Origin of the sequence: Halomonas cibimaris (assembly GCF_039537045.1) — a bacterium.
Classification (GTDB): domain Bacteria; phylum Pseudomonadota; class Gammaproteobacteria; order Pseudomonadales; family Halomonadaceae; genus Vreelandella; species Vreelandella cibimaris.
Window position 1 is genome coordinate 114,505 of the sequence record NZ_BAAAZT010000075.1, and the last position, 23,015, is coordinate 137,519.

General features: G+C 64.2%; 19 protein-coding genes and 1 tRNA gene. 13 read left to right on the plus strand and 7 right to left on the minus strand.

What is annotated here, in order from left to right; all coding sequences use genetic code 11:
- Window positions 1-3: 3 nt before the first annotated feature.
- Window positions 4-2,769, plus strand: a complete 2,766-nt coding sequence (locus ABD654_RS10230; protein WP_344704785.1) for an ATP-binding protein — start codon at window positions 4-6, stop codon at window positions 2,767-2,769.
- Here ABD654_RS10230 and ABD654_RS10235 read toward each other — a convergent pair.
- Together ABD654_RS10235 and ABD654_RS10240 are read right to left on the minus strand one after the other, a co-directional pair.
- Window positions 2,763-3,110 (minus strand): HlyU family transcriptional regulator, encoded by a 348-nt coding sequence (locus ABD654_RS10235; RefSeq protein ID WP_344704786.1) that lies wholly within the window; start codon window positions 3,108-3,110, stop codon window positions 2,763-2,765. The two genes, ABD654_RS10230 and ABD654_RS10235, sit on opposite strands and share 7 nt — an antisense overlap.
- Window positions 3,111-3,242: 132 nt before the next feature.
- Complete coding sequence (locus tag ABD654_RS10240; RefSeq protein ID WP_344704787.1) at window positions 3,243-4,463, minus strand: argininosuccinate synthase; 1,221 nt, start codon at window positions 4,461-4,463, stop codon at window positions 3,243-3,245.
- 208 nt (window positions 4,464-4,671) lie between these two features.
- On the opposite strand from ABD654_RS10240, the gene rnt reads away from it, so the two are divergent.
- Together rnt and ABD654_RS10250 are read left to right on the plus strand one after the other, a co-directional pair.
- On the plus strand, window positions 4,672-5,340 hold the full coding sequence (rnt, locus tag ABD654_RS10245) for a ribonuclease T (RefSeq protein WP_344704788.1): 669 nt from the start codon (window positions 4,672-4,674) through the stop codon (window positions 5,338-5,340).
- Window positions 5,341-5,472: 132 nt separating this feature from the next.
- A complete protein-coding gene (locus tag ABD654_RS10250) occupies window positions 5,473-6,732 on the plus strand; it encodes a 6-phosphofructokinase (protein WP_344704789.1) in 1,260 nt (419 codons plus the stop codon).
- 112 nt (window positions 6,733-6,844) lie between these two features.
- Here ABD654_RS10250 and ABD654_RS10255 read toward each other — a convergent pair whose 3' ends face one another.
- Window positions 6,845-8,557 (minus strand): bifunctional protein-serine/threonine kinase/phosphatase, encoded by a 1,713-nt coding sequence (locus ABD654_RS10255; protein WP_344704790.1) that lies wholly within the window; start codon window positions 8,555-8,557, stop codon window positions 6,845-6,847.
- A gap of 259 nt (window positions 8,558-8,816) precedes the next feature.
- Here ABD654_RS10255 and ppa point away from each other — a divergent pair, with 259 nt between their 5' ends.
- The 8 genes from ppa (at window position 8,817) to purH (ending at window position 17,764) form a co-directional block, all read left to right on the plus strand.
- Window positions 8,817-9,347 carry an inorganic diphosphatase gene (ppa, locus tag ABD654_RS10260; RefSeq protein ID WP_344704791.1) on the plus strand — a complete coding sequence of 177 codons (531 nt, stop codon included), beginning with the start codon at window positions 8,817-8,819 and terminating at the stop codon, window positions 9,345-9,347.
- Between the two features lie 169 nt (window positions 9,348-9,516).
- A complete protein-coding gene (dsbD, locus tag ABD654_RS10265) occupies window positions 9,517-11,403 on the plus strand; it encodes a protein-disulfide reductase DsbD (RefSeq protein ID WP_344704792.1) in 1,887 nt (628 codons plus the stop codon).
- A gap of 375 nt (window positions 11,404-11,778) precedes the next feature.
- Window positions 11,779-12,255, plus strand: coding sequence for an acetyl-CoA carboxylase biotin carboxyl carrier protein (gene accB, locus ABD654_RS10270; protein ID WP_344704793.1), 477 nt, complete (start codon window positions 11,779-11,781; stop codon window positions 12,253-12,255).
- Window positions 12,256-12,286: 31 nt separating this feature from the next.
- Window positions 12,287-13,627, plus strand: coding sequence for an acetyl-CoA carboxylase biotin carboxylase subunit (gene accC, locus ABD654_RS10275; RefSeq protein WP_344704794.1), 1,341 nt, complete (start codon window positions 12,287-12,289; stop codon window positions 13,625-13,627).
- A 116-nt stretch (window positions 13,628-13,743) separates the two neighbouring features.
- The gene (prmA, locus tag ABD654_RS10280) at window positions 13,744-14,670 is read left to right on the plus strand and encodes a 50S ribosomal protein L11 methyltransferase (RefSeq protein WP_344704795.1); all 927 of its coding nucleotides are present in this window, start codon (window positions 13,744-13,746) and stop codon (window positions 14,668-14,670) included.
- 80 nt (window positions 14,671-14,750) lie between these two features.
- Window positions 14,751-15,803, plus strand: a complete 1,053-nt coding sequence (gene dusB / locus ABD654_RS10285) for a tRNA dihydrouridine synthase DusB (protein WP_344704796.1) — start codon at window positions 14,751-14,753, stop codon at window positions 15,801-15,803.
- Window positions 15,800-16,123, plus strand: a complete 324-nt coding sequence (gene fis / locus ABD654_RS10290; protein ID WP_344704797.1) for a DNA-binding transcriptional regulator Fis — start codon at window positions 15,800-15,802, stop codon at window positions 16,121-16,123. The genes dusB and fis overlap by 4 nt, the downstream gene beginning before the upstream one ends.
- 60 nt (window positions 16,124-16,183) lie before the next feature.
- The gene (purH, locus tag ABD654_RS10295) at window positions 16,184-17,764 is read left to right on the plus strand and encodes a bifunctional phosphoribosylaminoimidazolecarboxamide formyltransferase/IMP cyclohydrolase (RefSeq protein ID WP_344704798.1); all 1,581 of its coding nucleotides are present in this window, start codon (window positions 16,184-16,186) and stop codon (window positions 17,762-17,764) included.
- A gap of 71 nt (window positions 17,765-17,835) precedes the next feature.
- Here purH and ABD654_RS10300 read toward each other — a convergent pair whose 3' ends face one another.
- Window positions 17,836-19,293 carry an NAD-dependent succinate-semialdehyde dehydrogenase gene (locus ABD654_RS10300; RefSeq protein ID WP_344704799.1) on the minus strand — a complete coding sequence of 486 codons (1,458 nt, stop codon included), beginning with the start codon at window positions 19,291-19,293 and terminating at the stop codon, window positions 17,836-17,838.
- A 99-nt stretch (window positions 19,294-19,392) separates the two neighbouring features.
- Window positions 19,393-19,944, minus strand: coding sequence for a GTP cyclohydrolase I FolE (folE, locus tag ABD654_RS10305; protein ID WP_344704800.1), 552 nt, complete (start codon window positions 19,942-19,944; stop codon window positions 19,393-19,395).
- 239 nt (window positions 19,945-20,183) lie between these two features.
- Here folE and ABD654_RS10310 point away from each other — a divergent pair, with 239 nt between their 5' ends.
- The gene (locus ABD654_RS10310; protein WP_344704801.1) at window positions 20,184-20,771 is read left to right on the plus strand and encodes a hypothetical protein; all 588 of its coding nucleotides are present in this window, start codon (window positions 20,184-20,186) and stop codon (window positions 20,769-20,771) included.
- An 11-nt stretch (window positions 20,772-20,782) separates the two neighbouring features.
- Here ABD654_RS10310 and ABD654_RS10315 read toward each other — a convergent pair whose 3' ends face one another.
- Together ABD654_RS10315 and ABD654_RS10320 are read right to left on the minus strand one after the other, a co-directional pair.
- Window positions 20,783-21,751 carry a serine/threonine protein kinase gene (locus ABD654_RS10315; RefSeq protein ID WP_344704802.1) on the minus strand — a complete coding sequence of 323 codons (969 nt, stop codon included), beginning with the start codon at window positions 21,749-21,751 and terminating at the stop codon, window positions 20,783-20,785.
- A 31-nt stretch (window positions 21,752-21,782) separates the two neighbouring features.
- A complete protein-coding gene (locus tag ABD654_RS10320) occupies window positions 21,783-22,493 on the minus strand; it encodes a ComF family protein (protein WP_344704803.1) in 711 nt (236 codons plus the stop codon).
- 127 nt (window positions 22,494-22,620) lie between these two features.
- Between ABD654_RS10320 and ABD654_RS10325 the strand changes: the two genes are divergently transcribed.
- Window positions 22,621-22,705 (plus strand) — tRNA-Leu (locus ABD654_RS10325).
- Window positions 22,706-23,015 lie beyond the last annotated feature (310 nt).

Genomic DNA, 23,015 nt, shown 5'->3' on the forward strand with positions numbered 1-23,015 from the left:
GCCATGCGGCATGAGGCTTTCATTCTCGCGGCGGCCTTTGGCTACCTGGCGCTGCTGTTCGTGGTAGCCGCCTGGGGCGACCGCCGCGCCGAGGCCGGGCGCTCGGCCATCGGCTCGCCCACGGTGTATGCGCTGTCCATCGCCGTGTACTGCACCGCCTGGACGTTCTACGGAAGCGTCGGACGCGCCTCGTCCCAGGGGCCGCACTTTCTGCTGATCTATCTGGGGCCGACGCTTGCCATGCTGGCCGCGCCCTTTGTCATCCGCAAGATGGTGCGCATCGCCGCCCGCCAGCGCATCACCTCGATTGCCGACTTTATCAGCGCTCGCTACGGCAAGAGCGCCGGGCTGGGCGCGGTGGTCGCGCTGATGGCGCTGATCACCAGCACGCCCTATATCGCCCTGCAGCTCAAGGCCATCACCGTCAGCCATGCCGTGCTGGTCAACTACCCCGCGCCGGCCGATGCCGCCCTGGATCAGCCGAGCTTCTGGATCGACAAGTCCTTCTGGGTGGCGCTGGTGCTGGCGGTGTTCATCATTCTGTTCGGCACCCGCCACCTGGACGCCAGCGAGCGCCACGAAGGCATGGTCGCGGCCATTGCCGTGGAGTCGCTGGTCAAGCTGGTGGCGTTTCTTGCCGTGGGCATCTTCGTGGTGTTTGTGATGTTCAACGGCCCCGGCGATCTGTTCGGCCAGGTGGCCAGCACGCCGGCGCTCTCTCAGGTACTGGGGCTTGAGCAGGTGCCCGGCGGCGCCACCGGCTGGGTGGGCGTGCTGATTCTGGCCGTGCTGGCCTTTCTCACCCTGCCGCGCCAGTTTCAGGTGCTGGTGGTGGAAAACGTCGACGAAACCCACATCGACCGCGCCAGCTGGGTCTTTCCGCTGTATCTTTTGCTGATCAACCTGTTCGTAGTGCCTATCGCCCTTGCCGGGCTGCTGCTGGGCGGCGACGGCGCCGATCCGGACAGCTTTGTGCTCACCCTGCCGCTCGCGGCGGGCGCCGAGGCGCTGCCGCTGCTGGTGTTCATCGGCGGGCTGTCCGCCGCCACCGGGATGATGATCGTCGAAACCATTGCGCTGTCGACCATGGTCAGCAACCAGCTGGTAATGCCTTTGCTCCTGCGGTTTCAGCGCCTGCACTTGAGCGGTACGGGCCGGCTGGCCGCCTGGCTGCTGGGCATTCGCCGGGTGGCCATCGTGGTGATTCTGCTGCTGGGCTACGTGTATCACGCGCTGATCGGCGACGCCTACAGCCTGGTCACCATTGGGCTCGTTTCCTTTGTGGGCGCCGCGCAGTTTGCCCCGGCGCTGCTGGTTGGCCTTTACTGGCGCGGGGCCACACGGGCCGGCGCGCTGTGGGGGCTGGGCGCCGGCTTTTGCCTTTGGGGGTACACCCTGCTGCTGCCGGGCTTTGCCCAGTCCGGCTGGCTTGACGCCGCGCTGATTCATCAAGGGCCGCTGGGCGTGGGCTGGCTCAAGCCTTACGCGCTGTTCGGCCTTGAGGGCTGGGACATCTACACCCACGCGCTGCTGTGGAGCCTGCTGGCCAACCTTGGGCTGTTCGTCGGGGTGTCGCTGTTTACCCGGCCCACGGCGCTGGAGCAGACCCAGGCGGCGCTGTTTACCGAAGCGCTGCACCCCAACCTGCCCAGCGCTTCGCTGTGGCAAGGGCAGACCACGCGAGGAGAGCTCGGCGGGCTGCTGCGCCGCTACCTGGGTGACGCCGCCATTGAGCGTGTTTTTGTCGATGCCGGCGACGGCGGCGACGGCGGCGACGGCGACAGCCGCGCGGCCTCGCCGCGGCTGATCACCCGCGCCGAGCAGGCGCTGGCCGGCTCGCTGGGCAACGCCTCGGCTCGGGTGCTGATCAACTCCGTGGTGCGCGGCGAAGCGCTGGACCTGGCCTCCATCCTCAGCATTTTGGATACCACCTCTCAGACGCTGGAGTACAACCGCCGGCTGGAGCAGAAATCCGCCGAGCTGGAACGCGCCAGCGAAGCGTTGCGCCAAGCCAACGACCGGCTACGCGAGCTGGACCGGCTCAAGGACGAGTTTATCGCCACGGTCAGCCACGAGCTGCGCACGCCGCTGACGTCCATCCGCGCCTTCGCGGAAATTCTTCACGGCGACGACGGCCTGGACGCCGACAGGCGCCGCCATTTTCTTGACGTTATCGTTCACGAAAGCCAGCGCCTTTCCCGGCTGATCGAAGAAATTCTTGATCTTGCCCGGCTGGAAAGCGGACGTTTGACGCTCAACCCCGAGCACCTCGACCTCGCCGTGCTGGCACAGCGCAGCGTGGACGCCGTGGCCCAGCTGCACCGCCAACGCGGCATCGCGCTGGCAGCCGAGCTCGGCGACGGCCCGGCCACGGTCACAGGCGACGCCGACCGGCTGGAGCAGGTCATCATCAATTTGCTGGACAACGCCGGCAAGTTTGCCGATCGCCACGCTCCCGAGGTGCTTATTCGCCTTGAGCGTCATCGCAACCGCTACCGCCTGAGCGTGGAGGACAACGGCCCGGGCATTTCCCCCGAGGAGCGCGAGCGGGTGTTCGACAAGTTCCATCAGCTGCAGCACAACGACGACAAGCGCGGCCGCCCCCGGGGCAGCGGGCTGGGGCTTGCCATCAGCCGGGGCATCGTTGCCCACCTGGGCGGCCGGCTGTGGGCCGACGCGGGCCCGCGGCTGGGCGGCGCTCGTTTAACGCTGGAGCTGCCCCTGGCCGCAGACGAGCCGGCCGAAGCCGCTATGAACAGCGGTCATTGAGCGTCGCTATCGCCGTCGGCGCGGCGACGCGGATCGCTACCGAACATGGCCTCGCCGGTTTCGTCGATAAAGCGCTGCGCTTTGCTCACCGTCATGGCTTCACAGCTTTCGCGGTCGGGCAGCACGTCAGAGCGCTCGAAGCGGTGCTCCAGCGCTTCACCGTCGTCCTGCGGCCGCTGGATCACGCCGCTGACGCGAAACCGGCCGTCCTCGATGTCGGGTTGAGCAATAATCACATAGCCCTTGTAGGCAACCGGCTCGGCCGGCGGTGCAGCGCTTGCTTGCTCGGCGCGCCCAGCGCTGCCGGACAGGGTAGAAAACAGTTTTTTCAGCATGGTCATCCTCCCACCTGGGCGGTTCGGCCATCCCTTGACGGCACAGGACGGCAAAGGCCAGGCCCTTGCCGTCCTGTCGCGATGCGCGCCGGGCACCAGGCTCAGCGGCGCGTCTCGTCAACCGGCTTCAGGCGCCGCTCAGCTTTGCTTGCGGCCCTTGCCGGCGGCAATGCGCAGACGCAGGGCGTTGAGCTTGATAAAGCCTTCGGCGTCTTTCTGGTCGTAGGCGCCTTCGTCGTCTTCAAAGGTAGCGATGGACTCGTCGAACAGCGACGCCTCGGACTTGCGGCCCACCACGGTAGCGCTGCCCTTGTAGAGCTTCATGCGCACCACGCCGGAGACGTTTTTCTGGGTCTCGTCGATGGCGGCCTGGAGCATGCGGCGCTCAGGGCTCCACCAATAGCCGTTGTACACCACTTCGGCGTACTTGGGCATCAGCTGGTCTTTCATGTGGGCTTCTTCGCGGTCCAGCGTCAGCGACTCGATGGCGCGGTGGGCGCTGAGCATGATGGTGCCTCCCGGCGTTTCGTAGCAGCCGCGGGACTTCATGCCCACGTAGCGGTTTTCGACGATATCGAGACGGCCGATACCGTTGTCGCCGCCCAGCTTGTTGAGCGTTTCCAGCACTTCGTGAGCGCGCAGGCGTTCGCCGTCGATGGCGACGATGTCGCCGTTTTCATAGGTCAGCTCCACGTAGGTGGGCGTTTCCGGCGCGGCTTGTGGCGATACGCTCCAGCGCCACATGTCTTCTTCGGCTTCGGCCCAGGGGTCTTCCAGAATGCCACCTTCGTAGGAGATGTGCAGCAGGTTGGCATCCATGGAGTACGGGGACTTTTTCTTCTGACCGGAGAAGTCCACCGGAATCTGGTGCTGCTCGCAGTAGGCCATGAGCTTTTCCCGGGAGTTGAGGTCCCATTCGCGCCACGGTGCGATCACCTGGACGCCGGGCTTGAGCGCGTAGGCACCCAGTTCAAAGCGTACCTGGTCGTTGCCCTTGCCGGTAGCGCCGTGGGAGATGGCGTCGGCGCCGGTCTCGTTGGCGATTTCCACCAGACGCTTGGCGATCAGCGGGCGGGCAATGGAGGTGCCCAGCAGGTATTCGCCTTCGTAGACGGTGTTGGCGCGGAACATGGGGAAGACGTAGTCGCGAACAAACTCTTCGCGCAGGTCTTCGATGTAGATTTCCTTGACGCCCAGCGCCTCGGCCTTGGCGCGTGCCGGCTCAACTTCTTCGCCCTGGCCGATGTCGGCGGTAAAGGTGACCACCTCGCAGCCGTACGTTTCCTGCAGCCATTTGACGATAACGGACGTGTCCAGGCCGCCTGAATAGGCCAGAACCACCTTTTTGACATCGGACATCGTGTGCTCCTTATGAAAAAAACGGGTCAAAATCAAACGCCAAGTATAGCGCCCCGGGGCGCCGGCGAATACCGCAAGCGCCCCGCGCGTATAAAGCACGCGGGAAAAGCTGCTAGAATCTCGGGCGTTTGTCGCCAGCCCGCCGGCGCGCGGCCTTTGTAATGTCCGCTATTCCACCTGCCCACCCTCTGCCAATCAGGAGAGCTGCATGAGCGAGGCAATTGCCCGCGATCTAATGGCCCAGCGTTTTCGCAGTTACTTGCCGGTCGTGATCGATCTGGAAACCGGCGGCTTTAATGCCGCAGGCGATGCGCTGCTGGAAATCGCGGCGGTCACGCTGACCATGGACCCGGACGGCAACCTGTTGCCCGATGCCACCTACGCCCACCATATTCGCCCTTTTGAAGGGGCCAACGTGGAACAGGCGGCGCTGGACTTCACCGGCATTCGGCTTGACGACCCGCTGCGCCAGCAGGTGGCGCTGGGCGAGTGCGAAGCGCTGGGCAACATTTTTCGCCCCGTGCGCAAGGCGATCAAAGCTCACGGCTGCACGCGTGCGGTCTTGGTGGGACACAACGCCGCCTTTGACCACGGTTTTCTCAACGCCGCGGTCAACCGCTGCGGCATCAAGCGCAATCCGTTTCATCCGTTCTCCAGCTTTGACACCGCCTCGCTTGCCGGGCTGGTGTACGGCCAGACGGTGCTCGCCCGGGCCTGCCGTGCAGCCGGCATCGCCTTTGACAACGAGGCTGCACACTCGGCGCGCTACGATACCGAGCGCACCGCTGAGCTGTTCTGCGCGATGGTCAACCGCTACAAGGATCTCGGCGGCTGGCGGCTGGCCCAGCAGGAACAGGGCATGGACCAGGCCGACTGACGGCACCGCCAGGCCGGCAGATGCAGCCGCCCACGCTTTGCGCTAGAATCCGCCACCGTTATCGCCCACCCCGGGGCCTTGCCGCCCCGGGCGTTTTGTTACGCCCCGCTTTTCAGGAGTGCCACCGTTTCCATGGCCCAGCACAACGCTTTTTACGCCCAGTCCGGGGGCGTCACCGCCGTCATCAACGCCAGCGCCTGCGGCGTAATCGAAGCCTGCCGTGAAGCGCCGGAACACATCAACAAGGTCTACGCCGGGCGCAACGGCATCATCGGCGCGCTGACCGAGGAGCTCATCGACGTCAGCGCCGAAAGCGATGAAACCATCGCCGCGCTGCGCCACACGCCGGGCGGCGCTTTCGGCTCGTGTCGCTATAAGCTCAAGGATATCGACACCCACCGCGCCCAGTACGAACGGCTGATCGAGGTGTTCCGCGCCCACGATATTCGCTATTTCTTCTACAACGGCGGCGGCGACAGCGCCGATACCTGCCTGAAGGTGTCCCAGCTGTCCGAGAAGATGGGCTACCCGCTGACCGCCATTCACGTGCCCAAGACCGTGGACAACGACCTGCCCATTACCGACTGCTCGCCGGGGTTTGGCAGCGTCGCCAAATACATCGCCACCTCAACGCTTGAGGCGTCGCTGGATATCGCCTCGATGTGTGCCACTTCCACCAAGGTGTTTGTGCTTGAGGTCATGGGCCGCCACGCCGGCTGGATCGCCGCGGCCGGCGGCCTGGCCGGCCAGGGCGAAGGCGAGCCGCCGCACGTGATCATCTTCCCCGAGGTCGCCTTTGATCGCGACGCGGTGATGGCCAAGGTCGACGAAAGCGTCAGAAAATACGGCTACTGCGTGATCGTCGTCTCCGAAGGCGCACGCTACGAAGACGGCACCTTCCTGGCCGACGCCGGCAATACCGACGCCTTCGGCCACCGCCAGCTGGGCGGTGTGGCGCCGACGCTTGCCGGCATGGTCAAGCAGGATCTGGGCTACAAATACCACTGGGCCGTGGCCGACTATCTGCAGCGCGCCGCCCGCCATCTGGCGTCCAGAACCGACGTCGAGCAGGCCTACGCCGTGGGTCGCGAAGCGGTAGCGCTGGCCCTTGCCGGCAAAAATTCGATGATGCCGGCGATTCGCCGTATCACTCAGGCGCCTTACCAGTGGGACGTGATTTCCGCGCCGCTCTCCGAAGTCGCCAACCAGGAAAAGTTCATGCCGCGGGACTTCATCAGCGAAGACGGCTTTGGCATTACGCCTGCCTGCCGCGAATATCTTGCACCGCTGATCCAGGGCGAGGACTTCCCCCCGTTTAAAAACGGCCTGCCCGTGGTGGCCAAGCCCGAGCTCAAGCAGGTGGAAAAGCGCCTGCCCGAGTTTACCCTCTAAAGCGACGCTGCAAGCCGGCATTTCGGCCCCGCCCGCGGGGCCTTTTGCTGTGTGACCGAGCCTGCGTCTCTCCCAGGGATTTCCCACAGCAGGGACCTAGCGCAGCAAGGACCTAGCGCAGCACCCAGGAAAGCACCAGCAGCAGCAGCAAAATCCCCGCGACACCCTGCCAGAAACGTCGGGCGTCGGCGCGCTGGGCGGCGTCCGGCGGGGAAACGTGGCGACGCTTTTGCAGGGCAAACGTCAGCTCTGACAGGCGGCGAAAACGCAGCGCGCGCTGCGGGTCCAGCGCGCGACGCAAAATGTCGTCGAGCGCCGGGGTAACTTCGGGGTTGGCGCTGCGCGCGCTGCGGTAGCTAAGCGACTCCAGATCCGTGTGCTGGCGCAGCCGATCCGGCGTCAGCCGATACGGCAGCTGGCCGGTGAGCAGCCAATACACCGTCGAGGCGTAGCCGTACTGGTCGCTGCGCTGGCCGATAGCGTCCCCCAGGGCATACTCCGGCGCGCTATGCACGGTAAAGCCGATAGGACGGAGAAGTTCACCGGACTGTCGATGGCCGTCGGCATCGTGAAGATGGCAGGCGCCAAAGTCGATGAGCACGACCTTGCCGTGCTCGTCGATGAGCACGTTGTCCGGATTGATCTGCTGGTGCAGTACGCCGCGACGGTGCAGCGCCTGAACGGCCCGGCCCAGCTGATCGGCCATTTCCAGACGCTGCTCCAGGGTGGCCTGAGGGTGGCGCGCGGCCCACGTACGCAGGGTGTCCCCGCGTATGCTGCCAAGCAGGTAGTAAAGGTAGTGACGCGGCCGTGACGGCTGGATCGCGCGCACCACAAACGGCGATTTGATCCGCTCCACTACCCACTGCTGCAGAAGAAAGTGCGTCAGGTAGGCGTTGCGCAGCGAAAGCTCCGGGCTGGGCGCTTTCATCACCATTTCCGCCCGGGTATGCACATCCCGTACCCGATACACCCGGGACTGGGCCGTGCGCGACAGCACCTCGGTAACCTCCAGCCCGTCCAGCCGATCCCCCGGGGCAAGCTCCGGGGGAATCGGCAGCTCGCCGTACACCAGGCCGGGCTCGTCGCTTTGCACGTCGGGCAGCTCATCGATGCGCACCAGCTGAAAACAAAACGGCGCCACCGCATAGCCACGCTCGCGCGCCCGGGCCGTGGCCTCGTCCACCAGGCGCTGGCAGGCCGCGTTAAGGTCGCTTGCATCCTGGCGAATCAGCCGCACGTAGTCCGAAGGCAGCAAGGTTCCCGCGGCGGCCTGGGTGGTAAAAAGGAAAATATCGCCTTGCTTGAGCGCAAGCTCGGTGTAGTCAATGTCTACGTTGTTATCCAGCCCCAGTGCCCGGGAAAGATAGCGGTAGCCGCCCAAATCGGTCACGTGGTCTGCGCTTAGCTGCTCGAACTCTGCCCCGCGCAGCCGGAACACCAGGGTATCGCCCAGGTGAAACAGATACGCGCTTTGCCGGCGAAAGATCAGCGCCGACAGCGAAGCCACAAAGCTGGTCTCCCGGCGGCGGCTTTGCCCGTGGCACCAGCCGTTCAGCGCCTGCAGCACCCGCGTGGCCGAGCGTTTGACGCTCCAGTGATCCGGCGTGGAAAAATAATCGGCCGCAAAGGCTCTCACGCCAAGTGCTGCTGCCTGTCCGGCACGCGCACCGGGCGCGACCGCATCGCCCATCAGCGCACAGCCGCCCTTGGCGTGGATCAGCGGTTTATCCGGTAGCCGTACCGTCATTGCGCTGCGGTGCCCGCACCGGCCCGGCGTCACCAGCGCCTGGCCGTAACTGATAAGCAACTGTGCGTGCGCCACATACTCCTCCCGGCTCAGCCTTACGGCAACGCTCTGTACGGTAAGCGTCAAACAGGCGCAGAGCATACACCGTGTACGCTGTAGATCACCATGCGACTTAGTGCATACAAAGCGCACGGCTGCCTGCGCGGCATATGCATTTTGTCGCATTGGCAATCCTTGCGCCTTGTTCGTATAATTCGGCGCCAACATGTCCGGCATCAGCCTGTGCTGCCCTGCCCCGACGATTTGCAACACGCACTCGCCCAAGGACCCAACGATGAACTTTGACAATATTCCCGCCGGCAAGGACTTGCCCAACGATATCTACGTGGCGATTGAAATCCCGGCCAACCACGCGCCGATCAAATACGAAATCGACGAAGACATGGGCGCACTGCTGGTTGATCGCTTCATGGCCACGCCGATGTTCTACCCGGCCAACTACGGCTACATCCCGCGCACCCTGGCCGACGACGGCGATGCCCTGGATGCGCTGGTCGTCACGCCGCATCCTGTCGCCCCGGGCAGCATTGTTCGCGCGCGTCCGGTGGGCGTGCTCAACATGACCGACGAGGCCGGTGAAGATGCCAAGCTGGTGTGCGTGCCCCACACCAAGCTGTCTGCGCTTTACGAAGACGTCAAAGAAGTCACCGACCTGCCCGAACTTTTGCGCCAGCAGATTGCCCATTTCTTTGAGAACTACAAGGATCTGGAAAAAGGCAAATGGGTAAAAGTCGAATCCTGGGAAGGTGCCGACGCCGCGCGCAAGGCCATCGAAAAATCGGCCGCGGCCTACCACAAGGCCTGACGGCGGCCGCTGCCATGCGGTAAAGTGCTTTTACGGGCTGCCTTCGGGCAGCCCGTTTGCGTTTCCGGCGATGATTAACGTTTGATGAAGGTAAGGGTATTCCGTGTTGTTTCCTGCTTGCTCACCTGTCCGCCCAACCGGCCCCGCTCGGCGCTGCGCGACGTGGCTTTTGACCGCACTGCTGCTTGCCGTGTCGCTGGGCAGCGCCCAGGCGCAGTGGTTCACCAACGACAAAGACGATTTTCTCCCGGTGCGCGAGGCGTTTCAGCCGGCCGCCTGGCACGACGGCGACACGCTGTATATCGGCGTTGAAGCCGCCGAAGAGCACTATCTTTACCGCCACCGCTTCGCCGTGGAAAGCCAAAGCGCCGAGGTCACCCTGGGCACGCCCGAGCTTCCGCCGGGTACGTTCACCACCGATGAATACCTGGGCGATGTCTACGTCTTTCGCGACAGCGTCGTTTTTGAAACCCCGCTGAACGAGCCGCACAGCGGCCCGTTTGACATTGAGCTGACGTTTCAGGGATGCGCCGATGCCGGGCTTTGCTATCCCCCGGAACGCATGACCCTTGAAGCGGCCGAAACCGCGCCGCCGGCAGCCTTTGCCGATCACCGCAGCGCGCCGTCGCCGGCCGCTGACAGCGCCGATAGTCCGGCAGCAAAAGCATCAACGGCCTCCGGCGCAGCGGCGCCGACAAGCCCTGCGGCCAACGTCGAATTCAGCGGCCCGCAAAGCGAGGACCGCCACTTCGCCACCCTGCTTGACGAGGCCAGCCTGCCGCTGGCGCTGGGGCTTTTTTTCATCGCCGGGCTGGGGCTGACGTTCACGCCTTGCGTGTTGCCGATGCTGCCGATCATGTCGTCGATTATCGTCGGGCAAAACCCCACCCGGCCCCGAGCCTTCGTGCTCTCGGCCAGCTACGTGCTGGGCATGGCACTGACCTACGCACTGGTCGGCGTGCTGATGGGGCTGTTCGGCGCCGGGCTCAACCTGCAGGCGCATCTGCAGTCGGCTCCGGTGCTGATCACCTTTGCCGTGCTCTTTACCCTTTTTGCCCTGGCCATGTTTGGCGCCTTTAACCTGCGCATGTCGCCGCGTATCGCCACCAAGGTTGACGGCTGGCAGGCGCGCGCTCAGCAAAGCGGCCCGCCGGGGCTGGCCGTCGCCGGGGCGCTGTCGGTGCTGGTGGTGTCCCCCTGCGTGACCGCGCCGCTGGCCGGTGCCATGGTGTTTATCTCCTCCACCGGCGACGGTGTGCTGGGCGGCTCAGTGCTGTTTGCACTGGGGCTTGGCATGGGCGTTCCTCTGCTGCTGGTCGGCACCTTCGGCGCCACTGCCTTGCCGCGCTCCGGCGCGTGGATGAACGGCGTCAAGATCGCTTTCGGGCTGCTGCTGCTGGGCGTGGCCGTGTGGATGATCGAGCGGCTGGTGACGGCCCCTGTCGCCTTGATGCTGTGGGCGGCACTGGCCGTGGGCTCGGCGCTGGCGCTGGGCGCGCTTGACTTCAACCAGCCCCAGGGCTGGGGACGAGCCCGCCAGGCGCTGGGCATTTTGCTGCTGGCCTGGGGGATCGCCCTGCTGCTGGGCGCCGCGCAGGGCAACGGTAATCCGCTGCGCCCGCTGCAGGGCGCGCAGCGGGCGGTTACCGGCGATGGGCAAACGGCGGCGGTCGCGCCCGAGTTTACCCGGGTCGATACCCTGGCCGATCTTCAGACAGAAATTGACCGCGCCGCCTCCCGGGGCGAGCCGGCCTTTGTTGACTTCACCGCCGAGTGGTGCATTTCCTGCCAGATCATGAAACGCGAGGTCTATCCCGACCCCCGCGTGGCCCGGGCACTGGGCGACTATGCGCTGATTGAAGCCGACGTCACCGAAACCGACCCCAGCACGCGAAAACTGCTTGAGGCCTATGACCTGTTTGGCCCGCCGAGCCTTTTGTTTTTTGCCGACGGCGAAGAAATCACCCAGGCGCGAATCCAAGGCGAAATCGACGCGGACAATTTCAGCGCTCATCTCCAGAAACTGGATCAGTGGCTGGCGGGCCAAACCGGCTAGCCCCTGCCTCATCGCTGATGCCGCCACCGTCAGCGCCGGCACAGCAGCGCTTGCCGGCGCTGGACACGCTCCGATTTTTTCGGCAAACTTCGCCTCCAGGTCGGGGGTAAGGCGCAGTGTAAAGCGCAGATAAGGCGGCAACGTGCACTAACGTGCGGCGTTCTCTGTTTTTCTCTTTTTGGTTTACTGCGCCAGAGAACGCCGGCGAAACATACCTGCTGCGCCGTTTGAGCGCGTCCCGGGCGCTACTCAAACGCCGCCGCTGTGTGCCGGTAGCTGTGGCTGTCCTTTGTCGGCATCTCGGCCCTTCACCGTGTTCTTGCGCGTCTACTTTTGTCATTTTTCACTTTTTTCAATGAGTAATGGGATTCCCTCATGGATATTCGCAAAGTCAAAAAACTGATCGAACTGCTGGAAGAATCCAACATTAGCGAAATCGAGATTCAGGAAGGCGAAGAATCGGTGCGCATCAGCCGCCATCCCAACGGTACCGCCTACGCGCCCCAGCCCATGGCCCAGTATGCCCCGGCACCGCATTCCGCTCAGGCGCCCGACCCCGCCGCGCCGGGTACGGCCACGCCGGCAGCGCAAGACGCCCCTGCCGGGCCTGCCTACCGCGGCGACCCCGTCACCTCCCCCATGGTGGGCACTTTCTATCGCAGCCCGGCGCCGGGCGCCAAACCGTTTGCCAACGTCGGCGACACGGTGAAAAAAGGCGACACCGTATGCATCGTTGAAGCCATGAAGATGATGAACCAGATCGAAGCCGACCGCGACGGCGTGGTAGAGGCCATCCTGGTAGAAGACGGCGAAGCGGTGGAATTCGACCAGCCCATGATCGTCATTGCCTGATCTTTCATTTTTGACACGGGTGGAATTTCCCATGCTGGACAAGGTATTGATCGCCAACCGCGGTGAAATTGCCCTGCGCATTCTGCGCGCGTGCAAGGAGCTGGGCATCAAAACAGTCGCGGTACACTCCCAGGCCGATCGCGAGCTGATGCACGTGCGCCTGGCCGATGAAGCCGTGTGTATCGGCCCGGCCGCCTCGTCGCTTTCGTATCTGCATATTCCGGCGCTGATCAGCGCCGCTGAAGTCACCGATGCAAGCGCCATTCATCCCGGCTACGGCTTTCTTTCGGAAAACGCCGACTTTGCCGAGCAGGTCGAGCGCTCGGGCTTTACGTTTATCGGCCCCCGGGCCGATACCATCCGCCTGATGGGCGACAAGGTCAGCGCCATCAAAGCCATGAAAGCCGCCGGCGTGCCGACCGTTCCCGGCTCCAACGGACCGCTGGGTGACAACGACGAGGCGAACCTGGCCACCGCACGACGCATCGGCTATCCGGTCATCGTCAAGGCGGCCTCCGGCGGCGGCGGACGCGGCATGCGCGTGGTGCACACCGAAGGCCACCTGCTCTCCGCCATCAGCATCACCCGCACCGAGGCGCACTCCGCTTTCGGCGATGGCACGGTATACATGGAAAAATTCCTGGAAAAGCCGCGCCACGTAGAAGTGCAGGTGCTGGCCGACGGCCAGGGCAACGCCATTCATCTGTTTGATCGCGACTGCTCGCTGCAGCGCCGCCACCAAAAGGTGCTGGAAGAGGCGCCCGCACCGGGCATCGACGCCGCCGCGCGTGAAAAAGTGCTCAACGCCTGCCGCGATGCGTGCATCGATATTAACTACCGCGGTGCCGGCACCTTTGAGTTTCTCTATGAAGACGGCGAATTTTTCTTCATCGAGATGAACACTCGGGTGCAGGTCGAGCATCCGGTCACCGAGATGGTCACCGGCGTCGATATCGTCAAAGAACAGCTGCGCATTGCCTCGGGGCTGCCGCTTTCGATCACCCAGGACGACGTCAAGCTCAGCGGCCACGCCTTTGAATGCCGCATCAACGCCGAAGATGCCCGCACGTTCATGCCCTCACCGGGCCGGGTCACGCTGTATCACCCCCCGGGCGGGCTGGGCATACGCATGGACTCGCACATGTACACCGGCTACAGCGTCCCGCCGCACTACGACTCGCTGATCGGCAAGCTGATCACCTGGGGTGAAGACCGCGACATCGCCCTGACGCGGATGCGCAACGGCCTCGACGAGCTGCTGGTGGAAGGCATCAAGACCAATATCGATCTACACAAGGATCTGGTCCGCGACAGCTATTTCCGCCGGGGCGAAGTCACCATCCACTACCTGGAGCAAAAGCTGGACGCCTGACGCAAAGTCCTGCCCTTGCCGGCACCGCACGCGGGGTGGCAGCGCCATCCCGTCTTTTTTTGCGCCTTTATCCCTGTCTATTGTTCCACCTTTTGCCGCACCGCGCGGAGATGCACATGCCCTGGCTACAACTCAAGGCCCACGTACCCCCCGAACAGGCCGAGCCGCTGGAAGAACTGCTGCTTAGCGAAGGGGCAACTGCCATTGGCCTGCAGGACGCCGAAGATGATCCGGTATTCGAGCCCGAACGCGGTACCACCCCGCTGTGGCAAAAAACCGTGGTCACCGGTTTGTACGATGATCTGGAAGGCATCAGCGCCATGCTTGAGCGCCTTCATGCCGCCTGGGCCGAGCAGTTTCCCGGCGAGCCCTGCCCCGAGATCAACTACGAACTGCTTGCCGACCGCGACTGGGAACGCGAGTGGATGGACGGCTTCGAGCCGCTCAGGATGGGGACGCGGCTGTGGATTGTGCCCAGCTGGCACCAGCCCCCAGCCCCGGATGCGGTCAACCTCATCCTTGATCCGGGCCTGGCCTTCGGCACCGGCACCCACCCTACCACCGCACTGTGCCTTGCCTGGCTGGACGCGCTGGCCGCAGACGGCGAACTTGCCGAAAGCCGGGTGCTGGATGTCGGCTGCGGCTCGGGCATTCTCGCCATTGCCGCGCTCAAGCTTGGCGCGCGCCACGCCACGGGCACCGACATCGACCCCCAGGCGCTGGCTGCAAGCCGCGATAACGCCGAGCGTAACGCCGTCCACGACGAAAACCTGGCCCTGTTCTACCCGGAACAGCACGATCGTCAGCACCCCGACGCCGACTTTCCCGTGGTAGTAGCCAATATTCTCGCCGGCCCGCTGGTAGAGCTGGCCCCGGCCATTGCCGGCCGCGTGGCGCCGGGCGGGCGCATTGCACTTTCGGGCATTCTGGAAAACCAGGCCGAGCACGTGCTCGACGCCTATCGCGCCTGCGGACTGATCATGGACGAGCCCGCCGTACGCGAAGGCTGGGTGCGCCTGTCCGGTCACCGCCCCGGCGGCTGATATCTTCAACTGGAGCGGGCCTCGGCGTATCATGGCTGTCCCGCTCAAAGACGTTACGGCCCACAACCTTTAGCGCCCCTATGACACCCGCTGACGCTTCTGCTGCTACCGGCCCCGTTACCATCGGCCCCTACACGCTGCCCAACCGCGTGATGCTCGCCCCCATGGCCGGCGTCACCGACCGCCCCTTTCGCCAGCTTTGCCGGCGCCTGGGGGCCGGCTGGGTGGTGGGCGAAATGGTCACCTCGGACCCCGCGCTGTGGCATACGCGCAAGTCTCGCCAGCGCATGGACCACCGCGGCGAGCCAGCCCCCCGCGTTGTGCAGATTGCCGGCGGCGACGCCGAGATGCTCGCCGAGGCTGCACGCCTGAACGCGGAGCTGGGCGCTGAGGTCATCGACATCAACATGGGCTGCCCGGCGAAAAAGGTCTGCAGCAAGGCCGCCGGATCGGCGCTGATGCGCGACGAGGCTCTCGTGGCCGAAATCGTCCGTGCCGTGGTTGGCGCCGTGGACGTGCCGGTGACGCTAAAAATCCGCACCGGCTGGTGCGCGATGAGCAACAACGCCGTGCGCATCGCGCGCATTGCCGAAGACGCCGGCATTCAGGCGCTGGCGGTACACGGCCGCCACCGCCAGCAGCGCTATTCGGGCGCGGCCGAGTACGACACCGTCGCCGAGGTCAAATCCCGGGTAAGCCTGCCGGTGTTCGCCAACGGCGATATCGACACCCCCGCAAAAGCCGCCCAGGTGCTTGACTACACCGGCGCCGACGGCGTGATGATCGGCCGGGGCGCCCAGGGCAACCCGTGGATTTTCGAGCAGATCAACCACTACCTGGCCCACGGCACGCCGCCCGCACAGCCAACGCTTGCCGAGCGCCGCCGGGTGCTTTGCGACCACTTAGCGGCGCTGCACGCCTTTTACGGCGACTTCATGGGCGTGCGCATTGCTCGCAAACATCTGGGCTGGTACATCGCCGGCGACGCGCGTTTTGCCCCTGACCGGCAGCGCGCCCTGAAACAGCAGTTCAACGCCTTGGAAAGCCGCGCGGCGCAGTTCGACTGGGTGCATGCCCTCATGACGGCGGATGCCGCCGCGCGCCTGTCAGCCAAAGGAAGCCACGCCGCATGAACGACCGCGACCCCATACCCTGCCAGAGCCGGCCGGACGCCACCGTAGCGCACGATGCCACCCCTCAACAGAGCGCCCCGCCGCCGCTTCGCGACGCCGTGGAAGCCTCCATGCGGCGCTATTTTGAACACCTCGACGGCGGTGAGACCAGCGACCTTTATGCCATGGTCATCGCCGAGGTGGAAATGCCGCTGCTGGCCGCCGTGCTGGAATATACCCAGGATAACCAGACCCGTGCGGCCAAGGTGCTGGGGCTAAACCGCGGCACCCTGCGCAAAAAACTCAAACACTACGGACTGATCGATCACGATTCTGCCTGATTGCCGACGGTGCCGAGTGCCGGCACCGCCGTTTTTCCGCCCCACCGACAAGAGAGACTGATGGCTACTACCGCGCCCCCCGTTCGCCGCGCTCTGCTGAGCGTTTCCGATAAAACCGGCATCGTTGACTTCGCCCGTGGCCTGCACGAGCACGGCGTCGAGCTTTTGTCCACCGGCGGCACCTTCCGGCTGCTCCAGGAGCACAACGTGCCGGTCAAGGAAGTGTCCGAGCATACGGGCTTCCCGGAAATCATGGACGGCCGGGTCAAGACTCTGCACCCCAAAATTCACGGCGGCATTCTCGCCCGCCGGGGCCAGGACGACGCGGTGATGGCGAAAAACGACATCGCGCCCATCGACATGGTCGTGGTCAACCTCTATCCCTTCGCCGACACCGTGGCCAAGCCCGGCTGCACCCTTGAGGACGCCATCGAGAACATCGACATCGGCGGCCCCACCATGGTGCGCGCCTGCGCCAAGAACCACGCCCACACCACCGTGGTCGTCAACGCGTCCGACTATGACCGGGTGCTTGGCGAACTTGATGCCCACCAGGGCAAGGTCAGCCAGGCCACTCGTTTTGATCTGGCGGTGAAAGCGTTTGAGCATACCGCCGGCTATGACGGCGCCATCGCCGACTATCTCGGCCGCCGGGTCAGCGACGAAGACGCCGCGTTCCCGCGCACGTTCAACCTGCAGCTGGCCAAGAAGCAGGACATGCGCTACGGCGAAAACCCTCACCAGAACGCGGCCTTCTACGTCGACCCGAATGCCGCCGAGCCGGGCGTCGCCACCGCCGTCACGCGCCAGGGCAAGCCGCTGTCGTTCAACAACATCGCCGACACCGACGCCGCCTTCGAGTGCGTCAAGGCGTTTGACGACATCGCCTGCGTGATCGTCAAGCACGCCAACCCCTGCGGCGTGGCCGTGGGCCAAAGCGCGGCCGAGGCCTACGACCGCGCCTTTGCCACCGATCCCACCAGCGCCTTTGGCGGCATTATCGCTTTCAACGTCGCGCTGGACGCCAAAACCGCACGCGCGATTGTCGATCGCCAGTTCGTCGAAGTGATCATCGCCCCGGGGATCGACGACGACGCCGCCGACATCGTGGCGGAAAAACGCAACGTGCGCCTGCTGGACGCCAGCGCCGGCTGGCCGGGAAGCGACGAGCGCGCCGCGCTGGACTACAAGCGCGTCAACGGCGGGCTTTTGGTGCAGGAGCGCGACCGGGGCACGGTGGGCCGGGACGAGCTCAAAGTGGTCAGCGAACGCGCCCCGTCGGAACAGGAACTCAATGACCTGATCTTTGCCTGGCGCGTGGCCAAGTTCGTCAAATCCAACGCCATTGTCTACGCCAAGGGCGGCCAGACCATCGGCGTGGGCGCGGGGCAGATGAGCCGGGTCTACTCGGCGAAAATCGCCGGCATCAAGGCCGCCGACGAGAACCTCGAAGTGCCGGGCTCGGTGATGGCCTCGGACGCCTTCTTCCCCTTCCGCGACGGCATCGACGCCGCCGCCGACGCCGGCATTACCGCGGTGATTCAGCCCGGCGGCTCCATGCGCGATCAGGAAGTCATCGACGCTGCCAACGAAGCCGGCATCGCCATGGTGTTCACCGGCATGCGCCATTTTCGCCACTGATACGGCCGTTTGACCATAAAAAAACCCCAGCGGCCGTGTCGGCTGCTGGGGCTTGCGCCTGAGCCGCGGCGCTAGCTGATATCCATGCACAGATACTTGGTTTCGAGGTATTCATCCAGCCCTTGATGGCCGCCTTCACGCCCCAGCCCCGAGGCTTTCATGCCGCCAAAGGGCGCGGCGGCGTTGGAAATCGACCCGGTGTTAATGCCCACCATGCCGTAGTCCAGCGCATCGGCAACGCGCCAGGTGCGCGCCAGATCCTGCGAGTAGAAATACGACGCCAGCCCGTAGCGGGTATCGTTGGCCATCTCGATGGCGGTATCTTCATCGTCGAAGGGAAACACCGCGGCCAGCGGGCCGAAGGTTTCTTCCTTTGCCACCTGCATGTCCGGCGTCGCTGCGCTGATCAGCGTCGGGGAAAAGTAGTTACCGCCCAGCGGATGCGGATGGCCGCCCAGCATCAGCTCAGCGCCTTTGTCTACCGCATCCTTGACGTGCTCGCTGACCTTTTTGACGGCGGCCTCGTCAATCAGCGGGCCGATGTTGTTGCCGGCCTTTTCCCCGTCGCCCACGCTAAGCTCGCTGTTCATGGCGACCGCCAGCTTTTCACAGAAGGCGTTGACCACGCTTGTCTGCACCAAAAAGCGGTTGGTGCAGATACAGGTCTGCCCGGTATTGCGAAACTTGGCGGCCATGGCGCCTTCCACGGCGGCGTCCAGGTCCGCGTCTTCAAAGACGATAAACGGCGCGTTGCCGCCCAGTTCCAGCGAAATCTTCTGCACGTGCTCGGCGGCCTGGGCCATCAGCTGGCGGCCCACCTCGGTGGAGCCGGTAAAGGTGATTTTGCGCACCTTGGGCGACTGGGTCAGAGCCCGGCCGATGTCCTTGGCGCTGCCGGGCACTACGTTGAACACGCCGCGGGGAATACCCGCCCGCTCGGCCAAAAGCGCCAGCGCGGTGGCCGAAAACGGCGTCTGGCTGGCCGGCTTGATCACGATGGTGCAGCCTGCCGCAAGCGCCGCCCCGGCCTTGCGCGTGATCATCGCGGCGGGAAAGTTCCACGGGGTAATCGCGCCCACTACGCCCACCGGCTGGCGCGTGACGACAATGCGCTGGCTGGCCTTGGCGGCAGGAACGGTTTCTCCGTAGGCGCGGCGCCCCTCTTCGGCAAACCAGCGTAAAAAGCTGGCCGCGTAGGCAATTTCCCCTTCGGCTTCCTTGAGCGGCTTGCCCTGCTCGTGGGTCATCAGCATGGCAAGATCGTGCTGATGCTCAAGCATCAGCTCGTACCACTTCAGCAGCAGGTCGCCGCGCTCCAGCGCCGTCATCGCTCGCCAAGCGGGCAGCGCGGCATCTGCCGCGTCAATGGCGCGTCGAGTTTCCTCTTCCCCCAGGCGCGGCACGTTGCCGATAACCTCGCGGGTCGCCGGGTTATAAACGCTGATCTGCTCGCCGCTGTCGGCGGCGACCCAGCTGCCGTCAATGTAGGCAAACGGGCAGTACAGCTGGGTTTCTTTTAGCGATTCCATGGAGTCTCCAGACCGGGTCGTGGCATTCGGCATACAATACGGATGCCTCCATGCTAAGACGAAATAGCGCTCATGACCAAAAACAACGCGCCCCGGGCGTTAGCTGATCAGCGTTAAAAACTCCTGACGCGTGGATTGGTTGGTACGAAAAGCGCCCAGCATCACCGACGACGACATGCTGGAGTTTTGCTTTTCTACCCCGCGCATCATCATGCACAGGTGCTGCGCTTCGATCACTACCGCCACGCCGCGAGCCTCGGTCACCTCCTGTACCGCTTCGGCAATCTGCAGCGTCAGATTTTCCTGAATCTGCAGGCGACGTGCGAACATATCGGTAATCCGGGCAAACTTGGAAAGGCCCAGCACCTTGCCGCTGGGCATATAGGCGATGTGGCACTTGCCGATAAACGGCAGCAAATGATGCTCGCAGATGGAATACAGCTCGATATCCTTGACCAGCACCATTTCATCGGTTTGCGACTCGAACACCGCCCCGTTGACGATATCGTCAAGCGTTTGGTGATAGCCTGCCGTAAGAAACTGCATCGCCTTGGCGGTACGCTTGGGAGTATCTTTAAGCCCTTCACGCTCAGGGTTTTCCCCCAGCTTTTCCATAATCTGGCGGTAGTGGTGGGCGATGTCATCGGTCATAAAAAAGCCTCGTGGTTCATATAAGGATCACCTGCCGGCCGAACGCGCCTGTAAACGGCGGCAGGCAAGACTATACAGCAGCCGGCCGGCAATGTTTGCTCTTTGCCGACACCGGCTTTTGGCATGGCAAGGGCTGAAAGGCTGTGTGGCACAGTGACGCGACCTGTCATCGGCAAAATCTCATGGTGTGATATAGTCGACAGCGTTTATCCGCCGCCACCCAATGCGAGACAACCGCTATGCCTTTAACGAAAATGTCTTTCCTCTCAGCCCGCACAGGCGTTCGCGCACTGGCAACGGCGCTGCTGGCCGTGCCGCTTAGCGCCGCTGCCGCTACGCTCAGCCTGCCGGACGACGCCACCATCGGCGTTGAGGTAGTGGATGCCATTACCCTCACCGGTGAAACGTCTCGTCGAGAGGGCATTTTATTAAGGCCGGCCGATAGTCGCCGGGCATCCAACACGCTTCCCGAATACTGCGTCATCGTAGGGGACGCTCAGCGCGACGGTGAGCGCGTGCGTATTACCACGCACGATATTACCTGCATCGAAACCGCCGATGCTGACAGCTCGATTTTTTCCGGCCCGATGCAGGCCAGCGCCTACGACAGCGACGGCCAGTACGGCATCAGCTGTGAAAACGGCGCCTGCCGGCTGCCCGCCGGGCACCCCCTGACGCTGACGCTGACCGACGGGCTGGAGATTGTCGAGCAGGCCAACCCCTCAGCAGAAATCAACAAGCAGCGCCGCCAGGCCAACGGCGAAGGGGTCGCCAACCCGATTCCCGCTGAGCGGCCAGCGCCGGCAAGCGAAGCCGCAGACGACTAGCCGGCCCGCTTTCAGGCCAGCCAGCGCGGCGACGCCAGCCGCACTCGCTGCTGTTCCAGCTGGCGAATGTGGCTATCCCAATAGCCGCATTCCCCCACCCAGGGAAACGCCCGGGGGAATGCGGGATCGCTCCAGCGCGCTATTATCCACGCGCTGTGGCGCACCATGCGATAGCTGCGCAGCGGCTCAATAAGCGCAAGCTCTTCGTCAGGGAATCTCCGCTCTTGTGCGTACCCTTCACAGACTTCGCTTAGCTGGGCGCGCCAGGCATCGGGATCCCCGGTCGGCAGCAGCATCCAGATATCCTGAATGGCCGGGGCCATCAGACAGTCGTCGAAATCGACCAGGGTAAAGGCGTCCTCACGCCCCAGAATATTGCCCAGGTGGCAATCACCGTGACAGCGCAGCATGTTCGGCACGGCAACCTCGGCAAGCGCTTGGGTCAACCCTTCGGTCACGCTCTGATACGCACGCCGCTGCTGCTTGCTCAGCCAGCCGCTGGCCAGCACGCTGGCACTTGCGCGCACGGTATCCTCCACCAGCGCCAGCCGCGGCCGATGGGCAAACTCGCCCTGCTCGGCTGTTTTGTGCAACCGCCCGATCACCTCGCCCAGCGCAAACAGGTGGGCCGGGTTATCCAGCTCCGGCGCCTGGCCCGGCTGCTGGGGAAACAGGGCAAACGCAAAGCCGGCGAACCGGTGCAGCGTTTGTCCGCTGTTCAGCCGCGCCGGCGGCGCTACGCTGACACCGGCTGCCCGCAGCTCGTGCAGGTAGTCGTGCTCTTCCTGAATGGCAGCGGCGGTCCAGCGCCCGGGGCGGTAAAACTTGACCACCCAGCGGCCCCCGCTGTCGTCACGCAGCATCAGCACGCGATTTTCGTAGCTGTTCAGCGCAAAAGGCTCGCCCGCCGGATAAACGCCGACCGACTCAATGGCGCCCACAATAGTGGATGGCGATAACGCGCTAAACGCATGGGTCATGAAAAGCTCCGCCTGGCAAAACGCCATGATATCAGGTGGCGGCAAGCGATGTGCGTGCCACAGCGTAAACGACAACCTCGCAGGCCCCGGCCCGCCGGGCTGCATGCGCCAGCGCGTTGAGCGTCGCCCCGGTGGTCATGACATCGTCCACCAGGGCAATGCGTCCGGACAGCGGCGAGGCGACGGTGAAAGCATCCGCCAGGTTAGCAAAGCGCTCGCTGCGGGAAAGCGCGCGCTGGCTGGGAGTATCCACGCGGCGGGTCGCCTCAAGCACCGGAAGGCCAAGCTGCGCACCCAGCTCGTCGGCCAGCCAGCGCGACTGGTTGAAACCGCGCTGCCGTGCCCTGGCCGGATGCAGCGGCACCGGCAGCAGCGCCTGTGCCTCAGCCGGGCCCAGCGCCGAAACAAACAGCTCAGCCAGCAACATGCCGGCGCGCGGCGAAGCCTGAAACTTGAAGTCCTGTACCAGCTGACGCACGGCGCCTTCGTACACCAGCGGCACCTGAGCGCGCGAAAATGCCGGCGCTACGTCGCGACAGTGGCGGCACAGCGCCGGCGCACGGCGCAGCGGTTCGCCGCAAACGCGACAGCCGTAACGATTCCACGCAAGCGCCCGGTAACAGGGGCCACACCAGCTCGCACCCGGCGCCGATGTGCCCAAGCAAAACGCACAGGGCCCGGGCAGCGCCTGATGCAGCATCGCCTCGCCTGCCCGCAGCACGCCGGCGACTCTGCGGCTCATTCGAAAAACGCGCGCAACATGCGGCTTACCTGCCCGTGGCTTCATCGCTTCCTCTGATTTGACAGCACATTCGGTACGCCTAGCCGTTGACTTTAGCCTGATAGCCGGTAAAATTCGCCATCGTTGTGCGGATGTGGTGGAATTGGTAGACACGCTAGATTTAGGTTCTAGTGCCGTAAGGCGTGGGAGTTCAAGTCTCCCCATCCGCACCACCCTGCTCTCTTCCCGCTATTGCCATCTGACGACTTTACATCGTCACACCCGCCGTTACTTCAGCGCACCCCCTTTCTTTTGTGGCCCGGCCACGCTACTGGCTACACTCGTTATTTCACAATAGCGTATCGCTTTACAGCGGATCTTTTTTAACCGCTTGAGCGGCTTTTCTCTTTGAAAAGGATGAGGCAATGGAATGGCTTAATCCCGGCTTATTCACCGGAACGCTGACTGGGCATCCTGAAGCCCCGGGGAGCCGGTAGCTCGTCGCCGAACGCCGATTTCGAGACGGCACCGTCTTCCGGTGAC